Source organism: Pseudomonas sp. MYb118, assembly GCF_040947875.1.
In the GTDB taxonomy this organism is placed as follows: Bacteria; Pseudomonadota; Gammaproteobacteria; order Pseudomonadales; family Pseudomonadaceae; genus Aquipseudomonas.
Genome location: NZ_JBFRXN010000002.1, coordinates 1,426,901 through 1,445,386, shown reverse-complemented (window position 1 = coordinate 1,445,386; position 18,486 = coordinate 1,426,901). Strand labels below are relative to the sequence as shown.

Here is an 18,486-nt window from a genome sequence, read left to right as displayed (position 1 = left end):
ACTGAAGGAATGCGGTCTACTGTGGGAGCGAGACCGGCTTGCCGGCGATTGGGCCAGTCAGGCCAAAGCCGCTCGCTTGGGCAGATAAGGCGGCAGATAAAGCCCCAGATACGCATCGAACACCCGCATCCCTTCCTCGGCCATGCGCGGGGTGATTTGCCCGTGCTGCTGCACCGAGCGGGCGTAGACGCGGTCGCCCAGCTCCATGGCCAGGGCAAACACATCGACATCGCCCGGCAGTTTCGGCAGCTCGAAGTGGCGGTCGAACAGCTTGTGCATCAGGTCGCCGAGTTCGATGTCGTGCTGGCGGTCGGCCTGGGTGACCTCGGTCAGTCCGTGCTGGGCCAGGATCAGTTGGCGGGCAGCGGCATCTTCGTCGTAGATCTCGAGCATCCGTTGTTCCACCAGCCGTGACAGGTCACGCCAGTCGTTGAGTGCATCGTGATCAATGGGGGCTTGCAGGCAGGCGCGGAACGCGGCGTGAACGTCGGCGGTCAGCGCTTCGAGCAGGGCCGGGACGCTGGCGAAGAAGTGGTAGACCGAGGAGGGCGGAATCTCCGCACGCTCGGCGACGCTGTAGATCGACAGGCTGGCCACGCCCTCGGCGGCCAGCAGCGCGCGGGCGGCGTCGAGTATCGAAACGATTCGCGCCTGGCTGGCGGCGCGGGGTTTGCGGGGGGTGGCTGCGCGTGTCATCGGGCTCTCCTGCGGGGCAGCGGGCATTGTACGAGCCGAGTTGTGTGTTGTCTTGTCGGCCCCATCGCGGGCAAGCCCGCTCCTGCAGTGGATAGCGTTCCCATGTGGGAGCCGATCCGCCGCAGGCGGCCATAAAAAAACGCCGCTGGCTGATTCAGCCAACGGCGTTTTTCATTACGGCATTGCGCTTACACGGTATGCAGATACCAGTTGTACTCGAGGTCGGAGATGGAGTGTTCGAACTCCTCCAGCTCGCTTTCCTTGCACGCGACGAAGATGTCGATGTACTTCGGATCGATGTACTTGGCCATGACTTCGCTGTCGTCCAGCTCGCGCAGTGCATCGCGCAGGTTGTTCGGCAGGCTCTGCTCGTTCTGCTCGTAGCTGTTGCCTTCGGTCGGGGCCGGTGGCTCGATCTTGTTGGTCAGGCCGTGGTGCACGCCCGCCAGGACCGAAGCCATCAACAGGTACGGGTTGGCATCGGCGCCGGCAACGCGGTGTTCCAGGCGCACCGCATCGGCCGAACCGGTCGGTACGCGCAGGGCCACGGTGCGGTTGTCCAGGCCCCAGCTTGGCGAGTTCGGCACGTAGAACTGGGCGCCGAAACGACGGTACGAGTTGACGTTGGGGCAGAGGAAAGCCATCTGCGCCGGTAGGGTCTCGAGCACACCGCCGATCGCGTGACGCAGCGCGGCGTTCTGCTCGGGATCCTCGCTGGCAAAAATATTTTTGCCGTCTTTGTCGAGTACCGAAATGTGGACGTGAAGACCGTTGCCTGCCTGGCCCGGGTAAGGCTTGGCCATGAAGGTGGTGTCCATTTCATGGTCGTAGGCGATGTTCTTGATCAGGCGCTTGAGCAGGACCGCATAGTCGCAGGCCTTGATCGGATCGGCCACGTGGTGCAGGTTCACTTCGAACTGCGCCGGGGCACTTTCCTTGACGATGGCGTCGGCCGGAATGCCCTGTTCCTTCGCACCTTCGAGGATGTCCTGGAGGCAGTCGACGTACTCGTCGAGGTCGTCGATCAGGTAGACCTGTGTCGAGTGCGGGCGTTTGCCGGAAATCGGCGAGCGGGGCGGTTGCGGGCGACCGTTCACGTTCTCCTGGTCGATCAGGTAGAACTCCAGTTCGAAGGCGGCGCAGATGGTCAGGCCCAGCTCGTCGAACTTGGTAACAACTTGTCGCAGAACTTCGCGCGGGTCGGCGAAGAAAGGTTCACCTTCGAGTTCGTGCATGGTCATCAGCAGTTGCGCGGTCGGACGCTTCTGCCAGGGCTCATTGCACAGGGTGTCGGGGATCGGATAACAGATTCGGTCAGCATCACCGATGTCCAGGCCCAGGCCGGTGCTTTCCACCGTAGAGCCGTTGATATCCAGGGCAAATAGGGAGGCCGGCAGGTTGATGCCTTTCTCGTAAACCTTGTGGAGGCTGGTGCGTTCGATGCGCTTGCCGCGCACCACACCATTCATATCCGCAATCAGAAGGTCAACGTACAGAACCTCAGGATGTTCCTTAAGGAACACGTTCGCTTCGTTAAGCTGAACGGCACGCGGGGGTACCGACATGATGCAACACCTTTGTTGTTAAAAATATCAATCATTGATCTCTTCGGGTTCCAGTCAACCCGAACGGCATGTCGAAGTCAAGCGAGGCCTTTTTTGCCCTAAAAAAGCGCTCGCGGGGCTTTTTTGAGGCACTTTGGGGCGTTTTTATGCCCGGCAACACTTACCCGACCGCGGGCTTGAGCGGGCCGTGTTGTATTTTTTACGGGGGTGTTGTGTAAAAAAATGAACAAGGCTAAGCTCGATTCAAACCCATAACAGCAATAATACCGGGGTGCTTCATGTCTCGCCTGCCGATCATCGGCATCACCGAATGCTTCAAGCAGTACGGTCCGCATGCTTATCACTTCAGTCGGGCGTCCGTTATTCTGGACGGCGCCGATGGCACCCCCATTACGGTTACTCCTTTCAATATAGAACCGATTCACAATAGCGGCCCGGCTATCGTGCGGCACCGCAGCGCTCGCGATTCTGCACGCCCGGCATGGCACGTGCACTTGAGAGAAAACACGATAGCCTGTCGTTGACGTACATTTCAACGCGACGCCCATGCGTCACAACATCGCCTGATTTGCGATAGTCAGGAAACTCAAAGCCTAGAGGCATTTATGAGTAACAACCTCGACCAGCTCACCGATTGGCTGAAAAGCCACAAGATCACAGAAGTCGAATGCATGATCTCCGACTTGACCGGGATTACCCGGGGCAAGATCTCGCCGACCAACAAGTTCATTGCCGAGAAAGGCATGCGCCTTCCCGAAAGCGTGCTGTTGCAGACCGTGACCGGCGACTATGTCGAAGACGACATCTATTACGAACTGCTCGACCCGGCTGACATCGACATGGTCTGCCGTCCCGACCAGAACGCGGTCTACCCGGTGCCCTGGGCCATCGAGCCGACCGCTCAGGTGATCCACGACACCTACGACAAACAAGGCAACCCGATCGAGCTGTCGCCGCGCAACGTGCTCAAGAAGGTGCTGAAACTCTATGCCGACAAGGGCTGGCAGCCGATCGTGGCGCCGGAGATGGAGTTTTACCTGACCAAGCGCAGCGACGACCCGGACTATCCGTTGCAGCCGCCCATCGGCCGTTCGGGGCGCCCGGAAATCGGTCGTCAGTCGTTCTCCATCGAAGCGGCGAACGAATTTGATCCGCTGTTCGAAGACGTCTACGACTGGTGCGAATTGCAGGAGCTGGACCTCGACACGCTGATCCACGAGGACGGCACCGCGCAGATGGAAATCAACTTCCGTCACGGCGATGCCCTGTCCCTGGCCGACCAGATCCTGGTGTTCAAGCGCACCATGCGCGAAGCCGCGCTCAAGCACGATGTGGCGGCCACCTTCATGGCCAAGCCGATGACCGGCGAGCCGGGCAGCGCGATGCACCTGCACCAGAGCATCGTTGACATGGAAACCGGCAAGAACATCTTCTCCAATGAAGACGGGACCATGAGCCAGTTGTTCCTGCACCACATCGGTGGCCTGCAGAAGCTGATTCCCGAGCTGTTGCCGCTGTTCGCGCCGAACGTCAACTCGTTCCGCCGCTTCCTGCCGGATACCTCGGCACCGGTGAACGTGGAGTGGGGCGAAGAGAACCGTACCGTGGGCCTGCGGGTTCCGGATGCCGGGCCGCAAAACCGTCGGGTGGAAAACCGTCTGCCGGGGGCGGACGCCAACCCGTACCTGGCGATCGCCGCGAGCCTGCTCTGCGGCTACATCGGCATGGTCGAAGGCATGAACCCGAGTGCGCCGGTGGTGGGGCGTGGCTATGAACGTCGCAACCTGCGCCTGCCATTGACCATCGAGGACGCGCTGGAGCGTATGGAAAACAGCGCGACCATCGAGAAATACCTCGGCAAGAACTTCATCACAGGCTACGTCGCGGTCAAGCGGGCCGAGCATGAAAACTTCAAGCGCGTGATCAGTTCGTGGGAACGGGAATTCCTGCTCTTCGCCGTCTGATGCGCCGGGCGCTGTCGTTGTCGGGCAGCGCTTTCATCTGGATTTTTTAGGAGATTCGTATGACCAGCAACAACCCGCAAACCCGTGAATGGCAGGCCCTGAGCAACGATCACCACCTGGCGCCGTTCAGCGACTTCAAGCAGCTGAAGGAAAAAGGCCCGCGGATCATCACCAATGCCAAGGGTGTCTATCTGTGGGACAGCGAAGGCAACAAGATTCTCGACGGCATGGCCGGCCTGTGGTGTGTAGCGATTGGTTACGGTCGCGATGAACTGGCCGAAGCCGCCCAGAAACAGATGCGCGAACTGCCTTACTACAACCTGTTCTTCCAGACCGCGCACCCGCCGGTACTGGAGCTGTCCAAGGCCATCGCCGACATCGCCCCCGAGGGCATGAACCACGTGTTCTTCACCGGTTCCGGCTCCGAAGGCAACGACACCATGCTGCGCATGGTTCGCCACTACTGGGCGATCAAGGGCCAGCCGAACAAGAAGGTCATCATCAGCCGCAAGAACGGCTACCACGGCTCGACCGTGGCCGGCGCGAGCCTGGGCGGCATGACCTACATGCACGAGCAGGGCGACTTGCCGATTCCGGGCATCGTGCACATCGCGCAACCGTACTGGTTCAGCGAAGGCGGCGACATGACCCCGGAAGAATTCGGCGTCTGGGCGGCCAACCAGCTGGAAGAGAAGATTCTGGAAATCGGCGTGGACAACGTCGGTGCCTTTATCGCCGAGCCGATCCAGGGTGCCGGTGGCGTGATCATTCCGCCAGAAACCTACTGGCCGCGCATCAAGGAAATCCTCGCCAAGTACGACATCCTGTTCGTGGCGGACGAAGTGATCTGCGGTTTCGGCCGTACCGGTGAGTGGTTCGGTACCGATTTCTACGGCCTCAAGCCCGACATGATGACCATCGCCAAGGGCCTGACCTCCGGTTACATCCCGATGGGTGGCCTGATCGTGCGCGATGAAGTGGTGGCGGTGCTCAATGAAGGCGGCGATTTCAACCACGGTTTCACCTACTCCGGGCACCCGGTGGCGGCAGCCGTGGCGCTGGAAAACATCCGCATCATGCGCGAAGAGAAAATTATCGAGCGCGTTCACGCAGAAACGGCACCGTATTTGCAGAAACGTCTGCGCGAACTGAACGATCACCCGCTGGTGGGGGAAGTGCGTGGGGTCGGTCTGCTGGGGGCGATCGAGCTGGTACAGGACAAGGCCACGCGCAAGCGCTACGAAGGCAAGGGCGTCGGCATGATCTGCCGCCAGTTCTGCTTCGACAGCGGCCTGATCATGCGCGCCGTGGGCGACACCATGATCATCGCGCCGCCACTGGTCATCACCAAGGCGGAAGTCGATGAGCTGGTGGAGAAGGCACGCAAGTGTCTGGACCTGACCCTGAGTGCGTTGCAGGGCTAAGTGCTAGGCTCTGAGCGGGAGACATGAAACTTTCGCTCAGGGCAGCCATAAAGGGTGGCCTTTCCTTGAAAGACCGCCTCGGATCTTGCCAGACTAGCCGCGGTTCCAGTTGTCCGGGTTCGGCCGCTGAACAAAGTGGTTCAAAAAAGAAAAATTTGGAGCATTAACGCATGAAGGCATTAGGAAAAAAGCTTGCTGGCAAGACTCTCCTCGCCATGTCCCTGATGGGCATGATGGCGGGTGCGGTGCAGGCGGACGACAAGGTGTTGCACGTCTACAACTGGTCCGATTACATCGCGCCGGACACCATCAAGAAGTTTGAAGACGAGTCGGGCATCAAGGTGGTCTACGACGTCTTCGACAGCAACGAAACCCTGGAAGCCAAACTGCTGGCAGGCAAGTCCGGCTACGACGTCGTCGTACCGTCGAACAACTTCCTGGCCAAGCAGATCAAGGCCGGCGTCTACCAGAAGCTGGACAAGTCCAAGCTGCCTAACTGGAAGAACCTGAACACCGACCTGCTCAAGGCGGTCTCGGTCAGCGACCCGGGCAACGAACACGCCTTCCCGTACATGTGGGGTTCGATCGGCATCGGCTTCAACGCCGAGAAGGTCAAGGCCGCACTGGGTGCCGATGCACCGACCAATTCCTGGGACCTGGTCTTCAAGCCTGAAAACGCTGCCAAGCTGAAATCCTGCGGTATCAGTTTCCTCGACTCGCCGACCGAGATGATTCCGGCGGCGCTGCACTACCTGGGCTATCCAACCGACAGCCAGGACAAGAAACAACTGGCCGAAGCCGAAGCGCTGTTCCTCAAAGTGCGTCCTTCGATTGCCTACTTCCACTCGTCCAAGTACATCTCGGACCTGGCCAACGGCAACATCTGCGTGGCCATCGGTTACTCGGGTGACATCTACCAGGCCAAGTCCCGCGCGGCTGAAGCCGGTGACAAGGTGAAAGTCAGCTACAACATTCCGAAAGAAGGTGCCGGCAGCTTCTATGACATGGTCGCCATCCCTAAAGATGCCGAAAACGTCGAAGGCGCCTACAAGTTCATGACCTTCCTGCAGAAGCCGGAAATCATGGCCGAGATCACCAACGCCGTACGTTTCCCTAACGGCAACGCGGCAGCCACTGCACTGGTCGATAAAGACATCACCAGCGATCCAGGCGTTTACCCACCAGCCGACGTGCTGGCCAAGCTGTACGCGATTGCCGACTTGCCGGCCGCGACCCAGCGCCTGCTGACCCGCAGCTGGACCAAGATCAAGTCCGGTAAGTAACACCTCCTGTAGGAGCGAGCTTGCTCGCGATGGTCGCTAACGATGACGCGGGGTGTCTGACACCCCACCGTGTATCGTTCATCTTTCGCGAGCAGGCTCGCTCCCACAGGAATCCCAACAGGGATCTGCATAAAAGTTTTGCTGGAATGGTTTTTCGAGGGTAAGTTGCGCGCCGGTTTTGTTGCTGGGCAGGTACGACTGTCATGTAACTCGGGGCAACTTGGGCCCAACTAATTTTAGAGGACCTCCACTTGCCTATTTTTTCTATGTTGCGCAATGCACTGTTGATCGGTACCGGCCTGACCCTGGCGGTCAGCGCCCAGGCGGCGGGCACCGTGCATATTTATAACTGGTCGGATTACATCGGGGAAAACACCCTGGCCGACTTCCAGAAAGAGACCGGGATCAAGCCGGTCTACGACGTGTTCGACTCCAACGAGACCCTGGAAGGCAAGCTGCTGGCGGGCCGTACCGGCTACGACGTGGTGGTGCCGTCCAACCACTTCCTGGGCAAGCAGATCAAGGCGGGCGCTTTCCAGAAGCTCGACAAGTCGCAGCTGCCCAACTATTCCAACCTCGACCCGGTGCTGCTCAAGCGCCTGGAACAGAACGACCCGGGCAACCTCTACGCCGTGCCGTACCTGTGGGGCACCAACGGCATCGGCTACAACGTCGACAAGGTCAAGGCCGCGCTGGGCGTCGACAAGATCGACTCCTGGGCCGCGGTGTTCGAGCCGGAGAACATCAAGAAGCTGCAAAGCTGCGGCGTGGCGTTCCTCGACTCCGCCGATGAAATGATGCCCACGGTCCTCAACTACCTGGGCCTGAATGCCAACAGCACCAACCCGGCCGACTACAAGAAGGCCGAAGAGAAGTTGCTGGCCGTGCGGCCTTACGTGACCTACTTCCACTCCTCCAAGTACATCGCGGACCTGGCCAACGGCGACATCTGCGTGGCCATCGGTTTCTCCGGCGACATCTTCCAGGCCAAGAACCGTGCGGCAGAAGCGAAGAAGGGTGTGGACATCGCCTACTCGGTGCCCAAGGAAGGCGGCGCGCTGTGGTTCGACATGCTGGCGATCCCGAAAGACTCGGCCAACGTCAAACAGGCTCACGCGTTCATCAACTATTTGTTGAAACCTGAAGTGATCGCGCAGGTCAGTGACTACGTCGGTTACGCCAACCCCAACCCGGCGTCGGACAAGTTGATGGATCAGGAGATCCGCAACGACGCATCGGTGTATCCACCCCAGGAGGTGCTCGACAAGACCTACGTGTCCATCGAGTTGCCACCGAACATTCAACGTCTGATGACCCGTAGCTGGACCAAGGTCAAGACGGGTAAATAGAGCTCAAGACTCAAGCTATCCAGGTTGGCTCACCTTGAGCGAACTGCACTCTTTTTTTCTGGGAGTTTCGTAAATGGCAGTTGCCTCCGGCGCCTATAAGAAAGCCCTCGAGGGCGACCAGTCACCTAAGCAGGTGCTGGTCAAAATCGACCGGGTCACGAAGAAGTTCGACGAGACGATTGCCGTGGACGACGTGTCCCTGGAAATCAAGAAGGGCGAGATCTTCGCCCTGCTCGGCGGTTCGGGATCGGGCAAGTCCACTTTGCTGCGCATGCTCGCCGGCTTCGAACGACCGACCGAGGGGCGTATTTTCCTCGATGGCGTGGACATCACCGATATGCCGCCCTACGAGCGGCCGATCAACATGATGTTCCAGTCCTACGCCTTGTTCCCGCACATGACCGTGGCGCAGAACATCGCCTTCGGCCTCAAGCAGGACAAGCTGCCGGCCGCCGAGATCGACGCGCGCGTGGCGGACATGCTCAAGCTGGTGCAGATGACCCAGTACGCCAAACGCAAGCCGCACCAGTTGTCCGGTGGTCAGCGCCAGCGTGTGGCCCTGGCACGTTCCCTGGCCAAGCGTCCCAAGCTGCTGCTGCTCGACGAACCGATGGGCGCCCTGGACAAGAAGCTGCGCTCGCAGATGCAACTGGAGCTGGTGGAGATCATCGAACGCGTCGGCGTGACCTGCGTGATGGTGACCCACGACCAGGAAGAGGCCATGACCATGGCCGAGCGCATCGCGATCATGCACCTGGGCTGGATCGCCCAGATCGGCAGCCCGATCGACATCTACGAAACCCCGACCAGCCGCCTGGTCTGCGAGTTCATCGGCAACGTCAACATCTTCGACGGTGAAGTGATCGACGACGCCGAAGGCCACGCGACCATCACCTGCAAGGACCTCGACCGCCAGATCTACGTCGGCCACGGTATCAGCACCTCGGTGCAGGACAAGTCGGTGACCTACGCGATCCGTCCGGAAAAGCTGCTGGTGACGCCGACCATGCCGACCTGCGAGTACAACTGGTCCAGCGGCAAGGTGCACGACATCGCCTACCTGGGCGGGCACTCGGTGTTCTACGTCGAACTGCCGAGCGGCAAGATCGTCCAGTCCTTCGTCGCCAACGCCGAACGCCGTGGCGCTCGTCCGACCTGGGGTGACCAGGTCTACGTGTGGTGGGAAGACGACAGCGGCGTGGTACTGCGCTCATGAACATGCGCAAATTCAAACGCCGGCTCAATCGAATAATTCCCGGTGGCCGTCAGTTGGTCATCGGGGTTCCTTTCATCTGGCTGTTCCTGTTCTTCATGTTGCCGTTCTTCATCGTTTTGAAGATTAGCTTCGCCGAAGCGGACGTCGCCATCCCGCCGTACACCGAGATCTACACCTACGCCGAGCAGAAGCTGCAAGTGCTGCTCAACCTTGGCAACTACGCCATGCTCGCCGGCGACGAGTTGTACATCGCTGCGTACCTGGGTTCGCTGAAGATGGCGCTGATCAGCACCATCCTCTGCCTGCTCATCGGCTACCCGATGGCCTACGCCATCGCCAGCGCCCGTAAAGAGCTGCAGACGGTGCTGGTGCTGCTGATCATGATGCCGACCTGGACCGCGATCCTGATCCGCGTGTATGCGTGGATGGGCATCCTCAGCAACAACGGCCTGCTCAATGGTTTCCTCATGAGCATGGGCCTGATCGACGAACCGCTGCAGATCCTCAACACCAACCTGGCGGTGTACATCGGCGTCGTCTATTCGTACCTGCCGTTCATGATCCTGCCGCTCTACGCCAACCTGGTGAAGCACGATCACAGCCTGCTGGAAGCCGCATCGGACCTCGGTTCAAGCACCTTCAACAGCTTCTGGAAGATCACCATCCCGCTGTCCAAGAACGGCATCATCGCCGGCTGCATGCTGGTGTTCATCCCGGTGGTGGGCGAGTTCGTGATTCCTGAACTGCTGGGCGGCCCGGAAACCCTGATGATCGGTAAAGTGCTGTGGCAGGAGTTCTTCAACAACCGTGACTGGCCGGTGGCGTCCGCCCTGGCGGTGGTGATGCTGGCGATCCTGATCGTGCCGATCATCCTGTTCAACCGCAGTCAGGCCAAGGAAATGGAGGGTAAAGAATGAAGCGCTTCCGTTTCTCCAGCCTGATGCTGGTTCTGGGCCTGGTGTTTATCTACCTGCCGATGCTGATCCTGGTGATCTACTCGTTCAACGCTTCCAAGCTGGTGACGGTGTGGGGCGGCTGGTCGATCAAGTGGTACGTCGGGCTGATGGACAATACGCAACTGATGGGCTCGGTGCTGCGCTCGCTGGAGATCGCCTGCTACACGGCGGTGGCCGCGGTGGCGCTGGGCACCCTGGCGGCGTTCGTCCTGACCCGCATCACCCGCTTCAAGGGGCGTACGCTGTTCGGTGGCCTGGTCACCGCGCCGCTGGTGATGCCGGAAGTGATCACCGGTCTTTCGCTGTTGCTGCTGTTCGTGGCCATGGCGCAGATGATCGGCTGGCCGCAGGAACGCGGCATCGTCACCATCTGGATCGCCCACACGACGTTCTGTGCGGCGTACGTGGCGGTGGTGGTGTCGGCGCGCCTGCGTGAGCTGGACCTGTCCATCGAAGAGGCGGCCATGGACCTGGGTGCCAAGCCGTGGAAGGTGTTCTTCCTGATCACCATCCCGATGATCGCGCCATCGCTGGGGGCTGGCGGCATGATGTCGTTCGCCCTGTCGCTGGACGACCTGGTGCTGGCCAGCTTCGTTTCGGGTCCAGGGTCCACGACCCTGCCGATGGAAGTGTTCTCGGCGGTGCGCCTGGGCGTGAAGCCGGAGATCAACGCCGTGGCCAGCCTGATCCTGTTGGCGGTATCGCTGATGACCTTCCTGGTCTGGTTCTTCAGCCGCCGTGCCGAAGAAGCGCGCAAGCGCGCCATCCAGCAAGCCATCGAAGAAAGCGCTGCCGACTCCTGGAAACAACCGGAAGTGCGCCGGGCACAGGCGCCGGAAGCGGCCTGAGGTCAGGCGGAGTCCCTTTGGGGGGACTTACCTTGTGGGAGCGAGCCTGCTCGCGATGATCTGTCAGTGACATCCATGTCGACTGACACTCCATCGCGAGCAGGCTCGCTCCCACAGTTGTTTTTGTCTGATCGTTCAGGAAATCCAGGGCGACCTGCGGATCACCTCGACGAAGTTCATCGGCTTGAACCCCGGCTCCTGATCCACCAGCACATCGGTCTTGACGTTGCCGAAGGTGGTCTGCGGGCGATGGCGCAGGCCGTCGGCGAAGGCGCAGATGATGCACTCCTTGAACCCCTCACCCCGTGGATGCGCATGCACCACCGCCTCGCGCTGCACTGTGGAAAACGCCGCGTAGTCCATGCCCAACACGTCCATCTCGACGCCCGCCGTCACCAGCGCCACGGTCGGTCGCAGGTGTTGTGGCACGCCCGGTGTGGTGTGCAGGGCGATCGACAGCCAGACCTGCTCGATGTCGTCATCGCTCAAGCCGTAGGGCTTGAGAAAGGCCGCAGCCGCATTGGCGCCATCGACTTCGAAGCGTTCGTTGTCACTGCGATGCCCTTCGACCAGACCCAGGTCGTGGAACATCGCACCGACGTACAACAGCTCCGGGTTGTAGGCCAGTTGCTTGCGTTCACCGCTCAAAGCGCCGAACAGGAACACCCGGCGCGAGTGGTGGTACAACAGGTCGGATTCGATGTCGCGGATATATTCGGTGGTGGCCCGGGCCAGGGCGCTGTCGGGGATTTTGATGCCGGCGATGGTCGTGCTCATGCTGCTGTCCTCACAGGGAGCGCCGGAGCGGCGCTGATGGGACAAGTCTGTTCCCGACCCCAACACCGGACAATCGAGCCATGGCTGCGATCCGGGCCAATGAGCCTGTGAATCGTGCCAGCCTCGCTTGTTGGGCGCGGATTGGCTAATTTGCACGGCAATCTACGCGTGTTCCGTAACCCTGTGGGAGCGAGCCTGCTCGCGATGATCTGTCTGTGACATGTGTGTTGGCTGACACTCCATCGCGAGCAAGCTCGCTCCTACAGGGGGGAGGGGGATGGCATCTATGGGGAGCAACCCACATCATGAGTAAAACCGTCGCCATCGTGGTGTTTGCCGGCGTGCAGTCGCTGGACGTCAGCGGGCCCATGGATGTGTTTGCCGAGGCCAATCGGTTCCTCGCGCCGCAGGATCACTATCGGCTGGAGGTGATCGGCGTCGAGCCTGGTGCCATGCCGTGTTCCAACGGCCTGGCCTTGCAGGCCCATCGGCATTTCAGCGAGGCGCTGGACGCCTATGACCTGTTGCTGGTGGCCGGCGGTCCGCAGTTGCCCGGCCTGGACTTCGGCCCGGCGTTCGATGCCTGGCTGCGCGATGCCTGCGCCCGGGCGCAACGGTTTGGTTCGATCTGCAACGGCGCCTTCATGCTGGCTCGCGCTGGCTTACTGGAGGGGCGCACGGTCACCACGCATTGGGAGGATGCCGCGGCATTGGCTGCGCTGTGCCCGCAGGCCCAGGTCGACGCCGATCGCCTTTACGTGCAGGACGGCGAGCTGTACACCTCGGCTGGCGTCACGGCGGGCATCGACCTGTCGCTGTACCTGCTGGCGAAGGACCACGGGTCGGAGATCGCCCTGCGCGTGGCCAAGCGCCTGGTGGTGTTCACCCAGCGCTCCGGCGGGCAGTCGCAGTTCAGCCCGTTCCTGGCGCCCCACGCCGAGCCGACCTCGGCGGTGGCGATGGTCCAGCGCCATGTGCTGGCCCACCTCAACGCCGGCCTGACCAATGCCGAGCTGGCCCGTGCGGCCAATATGAGCGCGCGCAATTTCTCGCGGGTGTTTGCCCGGGAAGCGAAGGTGACCCCGGCCGAGTTCGTCGAGCGGGCGAGGGTGGATGCGGCGCGGGTGATGCTGGAGAGCACGGCGGCACCGCTGAAAACCGTGGCTTATGAGTGCGGCTTTCGCGATGCCCAGCACATGCGCAGTGTGTTCAATCGGCGGCTGGGGGTGACGCCGCAGCAGTTTCGGTTGAATTTTGCCCCGGTGGTTTGAAGTTGGATCTTCTGTGGCTGTAAGGGCCTCATCGCGGGCAAGCCCGCTCCCACAGGTTTTGTGTGCGGCGCAAATCCCTGTAGGAGCGAGCTTGCTCGCGATGAGGCCAGAACAGGCAATAAAGATCTAGGGAGCAACCCGCGCCGGCAACAGCTTCAAGGTACTCCGAGTATTGGCTATCACCTCCTCATCATTCAGATGCGCCTGGAAGTACAACCCTTCGATATAGGACTCCGCCTGGTCGTCATAGTGACGATCGAACGGCACGCCGCTCTGGCCCACCGGGTTGACGGTCAGGCTGTGGGTCGGGTCGGCGAAGTCGATCAGGCGGCGGGTCGAGGGCCCGTAGGTGACTGGCCAGGGCGCCGGGCCGATCTTCGCCGAGAGGTTGTTCGGCACTTCGTGGGTGCCGGGCGCGGCGAACGGGCCGACGTTGAAAATACGCTCCAGCGGCTTCTGCTGGCCCAGTGGGTGGCCGTGGGTCAGGGTGTGCGCTTTGCCCCACTGCCACTGGCTGAAATCGGCGCCCAGCACGCCCTTGAGGTGGGCGATGCTGGCTTGCCACGCGACCTTGACCGTGTCGGCGCGGGTTTCCTTGCCGGGGGTGTTGCGATTGTCCCACCACGGCGAGTCGGCATTGGCCGCCAGGCGCGGCAGGGCGGCGTCGATCACCCGGGTCGAGAGCAGCGTTTCGAAAAAGTCGTTGCCCAGCTCGTCACGCATCGCCGCATCCGCCAGGTTGAACAGCAACTGGTTGAACAGCGTGGCGCTGGTGGACTCCAGCGGATAGTCGCCTTGCCATTGCCCCAGTTGCTCCACCAGTTTCAGTTCGGCCGGATCGCTGACCACTTCGCGCAGCACCGGCAACAGCGGTGCGAGCAGGCGCGGGCCGTAGGCGGTGGTGGTGCCCAGTTGCAGCTTCTGGCTGGACTCCAGGTCCCATTTGACGGCTTTGTCGCCGAGCTGGCGGTTGAGCTGCTGACCGCGGTCCGCGAGGTTGTAGTAACCGGGTATCTCCATGCCGCTGGCGGACACCGGCTGGAAGTTGGCTGAGACGATGTAGCCCCGTGCCGGGTTTTCTTCCTGCGGATTGGCGCTGAACGGGTAGAAGCCGTCCTTGTCGGCCTCCGGGCTGCTGCCATCGAGGATGAACCACGGCTTCACGCCTGCCGGACGCTTGGGCAGTTGCGCTGCGGCCCACCAGCCGATGTCGCCCTTGGCATTGGCCCAAACGATGTTCAGGCCGGGTGCATGGACCTTGGCGGCGGCGCTGCGGGCCTTGGCCAGGGTGTCGGCGCGGTTGAGCTGGTAAAAGCCTTCGAGGATCGGGTTCTGGCTTTCAAGAAAGCCCCACCACATGGCGATCGGCGTCTTGCCTGCGTGGGCACCCAGCGCATCGTTGACGATCGGGCCGTGGGGCGACTGGCGCAGCACCAGCTTCACCGGCTCTTGGCCCTTGACCGCGATCTGTTGCTCGCTGGTGATCAGGTCCACCCAGCGGTCGCGGTACCAGACCTGGTTGGCGTTGTCCGGGTTGACCTTCTCGGCGATCAGGTCGAGGTCGTCGTTCTGGAACATGGTGATGCTCCAGCCGAAGTCGCGGTTCATCCCCAGCGAGGCGAACGGCATCAGCGCCTGGTAGTGGCCGTACAGCTCAAAGCCCGGCGCCGAGAGCTGCGCTTCGTACCACACCGAGGGCACCGAGAAGCGAATATGCGGATCGCCCGCCAGCAACGGCTTGCCGCTTTTGGTGCGGCTGCCGGATACCGCCCAGGCGTTGCTGCCCTCGAACTGCGGCAGGCCGTTATCGGCCAGCGCCTGTTCGCTCAGGCGGGCGAGGGCGTTGAGGTCTTGCCAGTCGCCGCTGGCGAGGGCCGGGCCGTTGCCTGAACGGTTTGCCAGCACGCCTTTGGGCTGCCAGTCGAGGTCGAAGACATTCAGGTAATCCGGCCCCAGTTGGTCGCGCACATAGGTCAGCAAGGGTTCGGTACGAAACGCCGCGGCAAAGCTGTAGGCCATGTAGCCGGCGATGCTGATGGTGTCCTCGGCGGTAAAGGGGCGCTTGGCGATGCCCAGCACGTCGAACTCCACGGGCTTGGCGTGGCTGTCCTGATACTGGTTGATGCCATCCAGGTAGGCCTGCATGGCGATGAAGGCCGGCGATTGTTTATCCAGGTTGGCGAGGTAGGTTGCGGCGCGCTCGCGAATGCGCAGGGTGCGCATCAGCTTGTCGGTGTCGAGCAGTTTCGGGCCCAGTACTTCGGCCAGCTCGCCACGGGCGAGGCGGCGCAGGACTTCCATCTGGAACAGCCGGTCCTGGGCATGCACATAGCCCAGGGCGCGATACAGGTCGGTTTCGTTGTCGGCGCGAATGTGCGGCACGCCGCGCTCGTCATAGCGCACGGTGACCGAGCCTTGCAGGTGTTGCAGTTCTACCATGCCCTGGCGCGTCGGCTGCTTGCTGTAGAAGTAGCCGCCAACGCCTGCGGCGAGGACGACGATCAGCACGAGCAGCGCAATCAGGAGACGTTTCATGGAGATTCCTTGTTCTTGTTTTGAGTGACAGCAGTTCCCTGGCATCACTGTTTAACATGACCTGTTGAATCAGCCCATCGCCCGTAGGAGGGATTCTTGTCGCCTGAGTTGTCGTTACTTCGCTGCGCTCTCGGACCAGGGGCAGTAACACCCCACCGCCAGTGTGTGCGTGGCACTCACCGGGCGGCCGTCGTTCAACGCCTGGAGAATCGGCTCGATGAAGCTGTTGTTCGAATTGCAGGTCAGGCCTTCGCTGTATGGGCCGAAATACGCCAGCTTGCCGCTGCGGTCCCAGATCGCCACGGCGGGGCTGGCCGGAATCTGTTCCGAGCCTGGAAGCACTTCGATGGATTTCAGGCTGCCGAGGGTGCTTGGCAATTGGCCGTGACTGCCGGGCTTCTGCACCGAATAGAACTCGACGCCTTGGGGCACGTAGTGCTCGATCAGCTCGCTCAGGTGCTGCTGATTGCCGACGTTGCACGGGCAGGCCGGGTCCCAGAAATGCACGAAGCGGATGGCGCCGGGCCCGGCCAAGTGGTCGGGCAGGCGCAACGGGTCGCCGGAAAAAACCGCGGTGTGAGAGCTGAACGCACGCAGGTAACGCCCCTGGAACCAGTCGTAGGCCGCCCACAGAACACCGGCACAAAGGAGGGCGAGCAGGCTGGCGAGCAGAGTGGTGCGGTAGGGCGAACGCATGGGTGGCAATCCTCGAAGATCGCCCAGCTTGCCATGCTTGTCGCGACAGATGAATATCGCAGGCTTATAAAGTCCGCTTCGTGTTTTGGAATCGCCCATGTCCGCCACTTTCGACCCCGATCATCTGCGCGCCAGCCTGCGGCCCCTGGCCGAGTGGCAGCCGCTGTCCGAAGAGGCGTTGGCGTACCAGCGGTTTTATGGCCTGGATTTTCCGGGACGCCCATTGCGCACCGGGCTGGGGCGTTTCCAGGTGGACGGCTACGAGCTGGTCAGCCAGTGCTGGTGGCCCGAGCGGGCCAAGGCCACGCTGTTCATGTTCCACGGGTTTTATGATCACACCGGGCTCTACCGGCATGTCATCGCCTGGGCGCTGGACCAGGGCTTTGCGGTGATCGCCTGCGACTTGCCGGGGCATGGCCTGTCCAGTGGCGAGCGGGCGAGCATCGGCGACTTTTCCGAGTATCAGGACACCCTTTACGGGTTGTTCGCCGAGGCACGTTCGCTGGATCTGCCCCAGCCCTGGCACCTGTGCGGGCAGAGCACCGGCGGCGCGATTGTGGTCGATCATGTGCTCAACGCCGGCAGCGCCAGCCCGGCCCAGGGCCAGGTGATTCTGCTGGCACCGCTGGTGCGGCCGCGCTCATGGGCGTGGTCGAAGCTCAGTTACTACCTGCTTCGGCCCTTCGTGAAAGGCATCGCCCGGCGCTTCAGCGAAAACTCCAACGACCCGCAGTTCCTCACGTTCCTGCAAGCCGACCCCTTGCAGGCGCGCCGTTTGCCGACCGCCTGGGTCGGTGCGTTGAAACGCTGGATCAAGCGCATCGAAGCTGCACCGGCCAGCAACCGGCAGCCCCTGATCGTGCAGGGGCAGGCAGACATGACGGTGGACTGGCAGCACAACCTCGAAGTGCTGAAAGCCAAGTTCAACCGTCCGCAGGTGTTGATGCTGCCCGAGGGGCGACATCACCTGGCGAATGAGACGCTGGAAATGCGCAGGGAGTTTTTTGGGTTTTTGAGTCGGCGGGTGAAGGGCAGGAATGTGTAGTGGCTGTTCGGGCCTCATCGCGAGCAGGCTCGCTCCTACAGGGTGCGCCGCTGCCCCTGTAGGAGCGAGCCTGCTCGCGATGGGGCCCTCTCAGGCGCCAAAGATCACTGGCTGAGGTTCGAAGAACTCTGCCCCACCGCCAACCCCGCCCGGATCGCCGCCAGCGCCGCCTGGTAATAGGCCTGGCCTTCCGCCGACTCGGCAAAGGTGGCGAACTCTTCCAGCTCGTTATCCGACAGGTCGCGGTACACATACAGGAGCGTGTTGTTCAGGTCGCTGCCGATCTGGTCCATCAGGCGCTGGCGTTGACCATTCAACAGGCCCTGGGCCTGGCCGCCGCCGAGCAGGCCGGGGATCATCGCGCTGAGGCTGTCGGCGGCGACACCGGCGATCGCCAGGCTGACTTCCGCGCCGGCTTCGCGGGCGGGCAGGGCCTGGGCCAGGTGGCCGATGATCAGCAGACGGCTGTCACTGGCCTGCATCTTTGGCAGGCCCTTGGCATTTTTCGCCAGCTGATCGCGACGGGTCGCCAGTAGCTCGGCGGCCACGATCTTCTTGCCCAGTGGCGACTGGAAGAAGGCCAGCGCCGGCTTGGGGTCCGCGAGGTTCTTGCGCAGTTGCGCCTCGGCGCGCTGGTCGACGGCCTGGGGGGCAAAGCGTTGATTGCTGTTGTTCACCAGCGCCTGGAACACCGCCGGCGGCAGGCTGTTCTGGTAACGCTGCTGCGCGGCTGTCAGGGCATCGTTGAAATGCGCACGTTGTTCCGGCCAGCCGGCGACCTTGTACAACTGGTCGTGGCCGTCTGCCCAGGCGGGCATAACGCAGAACATCAGCAGTGAGAAAAGCAAACGACGCATAGGG

The 18,486-nt window shown here is 61.8% G+C and carries 15 protein-coding genes and 1 pseudogene; 10 read left to right on the top strand and 6 right to left on the bottom strand.

Annotated elements, in window-relative coordinates; translation table 11 throughout:
- Nucleotides 1-57 precede the first annotated feature (57 nt).
- Both ABVN20_RS12490 and ABVN20_RS12485 read right to left on the bottom strand, forming a co-directional pair.
- Nucleotides 58-696, bottom strand: coding sequence for a TetR/AcrR family transcriptional regulator (locus ABVN20_RS12490; protein WP_368555950.1), 639 nt, complete (start codon nt 694-696; stop codon nt 58-60).
- A 188-nt stretch (nt 697-884) separates the two neighbouring features.
- The gene (locus ABVN20_RS12485) at nt 885-2,261 is read right to left on the bottom strand and encodes a glutamine synthetase family protein (RefSeq protein ID WP_368555948.1); all 1,377 of its coding nucleotides are present in this window, start codon (nt 2,259-2,261) and stop codon (nt 885-887) included.
- Between the two features lie 278 nt (nt 2,262-2,539).
- Between ABVN20_RS12485 and ABVN20_RS12480 the strand changes: the two are divergent.
- The 8 genes and pseudogenes from ABVN20_RS12480 to ABVN20_RS12445 form a co-directional block, all read left to right on the top strand.
- Nucleotides 2,540-2,701 (top strand): annotated as a pseudogene (locus ABVN20_RS12480) (gamma-glutamyl-gamma-aminobutyrate hydrolase family protein); the annotation flags it as partial.
- A gap of 165 nt (nt 2,702-2,866) precedes the next feature.
- Nucleotides 2,867-4,225: a glutamine synthetase family protein gene (locus tag ABVN20_RS12475; RefSeq protein WP_368555947.1), complete on the top strand. Its 1,359-nt coding sequence runs from the start codon at nt 2,867-2,869 to the stop codon at nt 4,223-4,225.
- Between the two features lie 59 nt (nt 4,226-4,284).
- A complete protein-coding gene (locus ABVN20_RS12470) occupies nt 4,285-5,649 on the top strand; it encodes an aspartate aminotransferase family protein (RefSeq protein ID WP_368555946.1) in 1,365 nt (454 codons plus the stop codon).
- Nucleotides 5,650-5,819: 170 nt separating this feature from the next.
- Nucleotides 5,820-6,932 (top strand): polyamine ABC transporter substrate-binding protein, encoded by a 1,113-nt coding sequence (locus ABVN20_RS12465; protein ID WP_368555944.1) that lies wholly within the window; start codon nt 5,820-5,822, stop codon nt 6,930-6,932.
- A 251-nt stretch (nt 6,933-7,183) separates the two neighbouring features.
- Nucleotides 7,184-8,281 (top strand): polyamine ABC transporter substrate-binding protein, encoded by a 1,098-nt coding sequence (locus ABVN20_RS12460; RefSeq protein WP_368555943.1) that lies wholly within the window; start codon nt 7,184-7,186, stop codon nt 8,279-8,281.
- 73 nt (nt 8,282-8,354) lie between these two features.
- Nucleotides 8,355-9,497, top strand: coding sequence for an ABC transporter ATP-binding protein (locus ABVN20_RS12455; RefSeq protein WP_192306964.1), 1,143 nt, complete (start codon nt 8,355-8,357; stop codon nt 9,495-9,497).
- A 35-nt stretch (nt 9,498-9,532) separates the two neighbouring features.
- A complete protein-coding gene (locus ABVN20_RS12450) occupies nt 9,533-10,414 on the top strand; it encodes an ABC transporter permease subunit (protein ID WP_368557702.1) in 882 nt (293 codons plus the stop codon).
- Nucleotides 10,411-11,301 carry an ABC transporter permease subunit gene (locus tag ABVN20_RS12445; protein WP_368555942.1) on the top strand — a complete coding sequence of 297 codons (891 nt, stop codon included), beginning with the start codon at nt 10,411-10,413 and terminating at the stop codon, nt 11,299-11,301. The genes ABVN20_RS12450 and ABVN20_RS12445 overlap by 4 nt, the downstream gene beginning before the upstream one ends.
- Nucleotides 11,302-11,436: 135 nt before the next feature.
- Here the strand turns inward: ABVN20_RS12445 and ABVN20_RS12440 are convergent, their stop codons facing one another.
- On the bottom strand, nt 11,437-12,078 hold the full coding sequence (locus tag ABVN20_RS12440; RefSeq protein WP_368555941.1) for an HD domain-containing protein: 642 nt from the start codon (nt 12,076-12,078) through the stop codon (nt 11,437-11,439).
- A 305-nt stretch (nt 12,079-12,383) separates the two neighbouring features.
- On the opposite strand from ABVN20_RS12440, the gene ABVN20_RS12435 reads away from it, so the two are divergent.
- Nucleotides 12,384-13,349, top strand: coding sequence for a GlxA family transcriptional regulator (locus ABVN20_RS12435; protein WP_368555939.1), 966 nt, complete (start codon nt 12,384-12,386; stop codon nt 13,347-13,349).
- A 126-nt stretch (nt 13,350-13,475) separates the two neighbouring features.
- Here ABVN20_RS12435 and ABVN20_RS12430 read toward each other — a convergent pair whose 3' ends face one another.
- Together ABVN20_RS12430 and ABVN20_RS12425 are read right to left on the bottom strand one after the other, a co-directional pair.
- Nucleotides 13,476-15,884 carry a penicillin acylase family protein gene (locus ABVN20_RS12430; RefSeq protein WP_368555938.1) on the bottom strand — a complete coding sequence of 803 codons (2,409 nt, stop codon included), beginning with the start codon at nt 15,882-15,884 and terminating at the stop codon, nt 13,476-13,478.
- Nucleotides 15,885-15,998: 114 nt separating this feature from the next.
- Nucleotides 15,999-16,580 (bottom strand): DUF6436 domain-containing protein, encoded by a 582-nt coding sequence (locus tag ABVN20_RS12425; RefSeq protein WP_368555937.1) that lies wholly within the window; start codon nt 16,578-16,580, stop codon nt 15,999-16,001.
- A 97-nt stretch (nt 16,581-16,677) separates the two neighbouring features.
- On the opposite strand from ABVN20_RS12425, the gene ABVN20_RS12420 reads away from it, so the two are divergent.
- A complete protein-coding gene (locus ABVN20_RS12420; RefSeq protein ID WP_368555935.1) occupies nt 16,678-17,625 on the top strand; it encodes an alpha/beta hydrolase in 948 nt (315 codons plus the stop codon).
- 104 nt (nt 17,626-17,729) lie between these two features.
- Here the strand turns inward: ABVN20_RS12420 and ABVN20_RS12415 are convergent, their stop codons facing one another.
- The gene (locus tag ABVN20_RS12415; protein WP_368555934.1) at nt 17,730-18,482 is read right to left on the bottom strand and encodes a DUF2059 domain-containing protein; all 753 of its coding nucleotides are present in this window, start codon (nt 18,480-18,482) and stop codon (nt 17,730-17,732) included.
- Between the last annotated feature and the right edge of the window lie 4 nt (nt 18,483-18,486).

What these genes read in the sequence shown, in the direction of transcription:
- ABVN20_RS12490 (WP_368555950.1), bottom strand. Translation starts at nt 696, where the DNA reads ATGACACGCGCAGCCACCCCCCGCAAACCCCGCGCCGCCAGCCAGGCG.
- ABVN20_RS12485 (WP_368555948.1), bottom strand. Translation starts at nt 2,261, where the DNA reads ATGTCGGTACCCCCGCGTGCCGTTCAGCTTAACGAAGCGAACGTGTTC.
- ABVN20_RS12475 (WP_368555947.1), top strand. Translation starts at nt 2,867, where the DNA reads ATGAGTAACAACCTCGACCAGCTCACCGATTGGCTGAAAAGCCACAAG.
- ABVN20_RS12470 (WP_368555946.1), top strand. Translation starts at nt 4,285, where the DNA reads ATGACCAGCAACAACCCGCAAACCCGTGAATGGCAGGCCCTGAGCAAC.
- ABVN20_RS12465 (WP_368555944.1), top strand. Translation starts at nt 5,820, where the DNA reads ATGAAGGCATTAGGAAAAAAGCTTGCTGGCAAGACTCTCCTCGCCATG.
- ABVN20_RS12455 (WP_192306964.1), top strand. Translation starts at nt 8,355, where the DNA reads ATGGCAGTTGCCTCCGGCGCCTATAAGAAAGCCCTCGAGGGCGACCAG.
- ABVN20_RS12445 (WP_368555942.1), top strand. Translation starts at nt 10,411, where the DNA reads ATGAAGCGCTTCCGTTTCTCCAGCCTGATGCTGGTTCTGGGCCTGGTG.
- ABVN20_RS12440 (WP_368555941.1), bottom strand. Translation starts at nt 12,078, where the DNA reads ATGAGCACGACCATCGCCGGCATCAAAATCCCCGACAGCGCCCTGGCC.
- ABVN20_RS12435 (WP_368555939.1), top strand. Translation starts at nt 12,384, where the DNA reads ATGAGTAAAACCGTCGCCATCGTGGTGTTTGCCGGCGTGCAGTCGCTG.
- ABVN20_RS12430 (WP_368555938.1), bottom strand. Translation starts at nt 15,884, where the DNA reads ATGAAACGTCTCCTGATTGCGCTGCTCGTGCTGATCGTCGTCCTCGCC.
- ABVN20_RS12425 (WP_368555937.1), bottom strand. Translation starts at nt 16,580, where the DNA reads ATGCGTTCGCCCTACCGCACCACTCTGCTCGCCAGCCTGCTCGCCCTC.
- ABVN20_RS12420 (WP_368555935.1), top strand. Translation starts at nt 16,678, where the DNA reads ATGTCCGCCACTTTCGACCCCGATCATCTGCGCGCCAGCCTGCGGCCC.
- ABVN20_RS12415 (WP_368555934.1), bottom strand. Translation starts at nt 18,482, where the DNA reads ATGCGTCGTTTGCTTTTCTCACTGCTGATGTTCTGCGTTATGCCCGCC.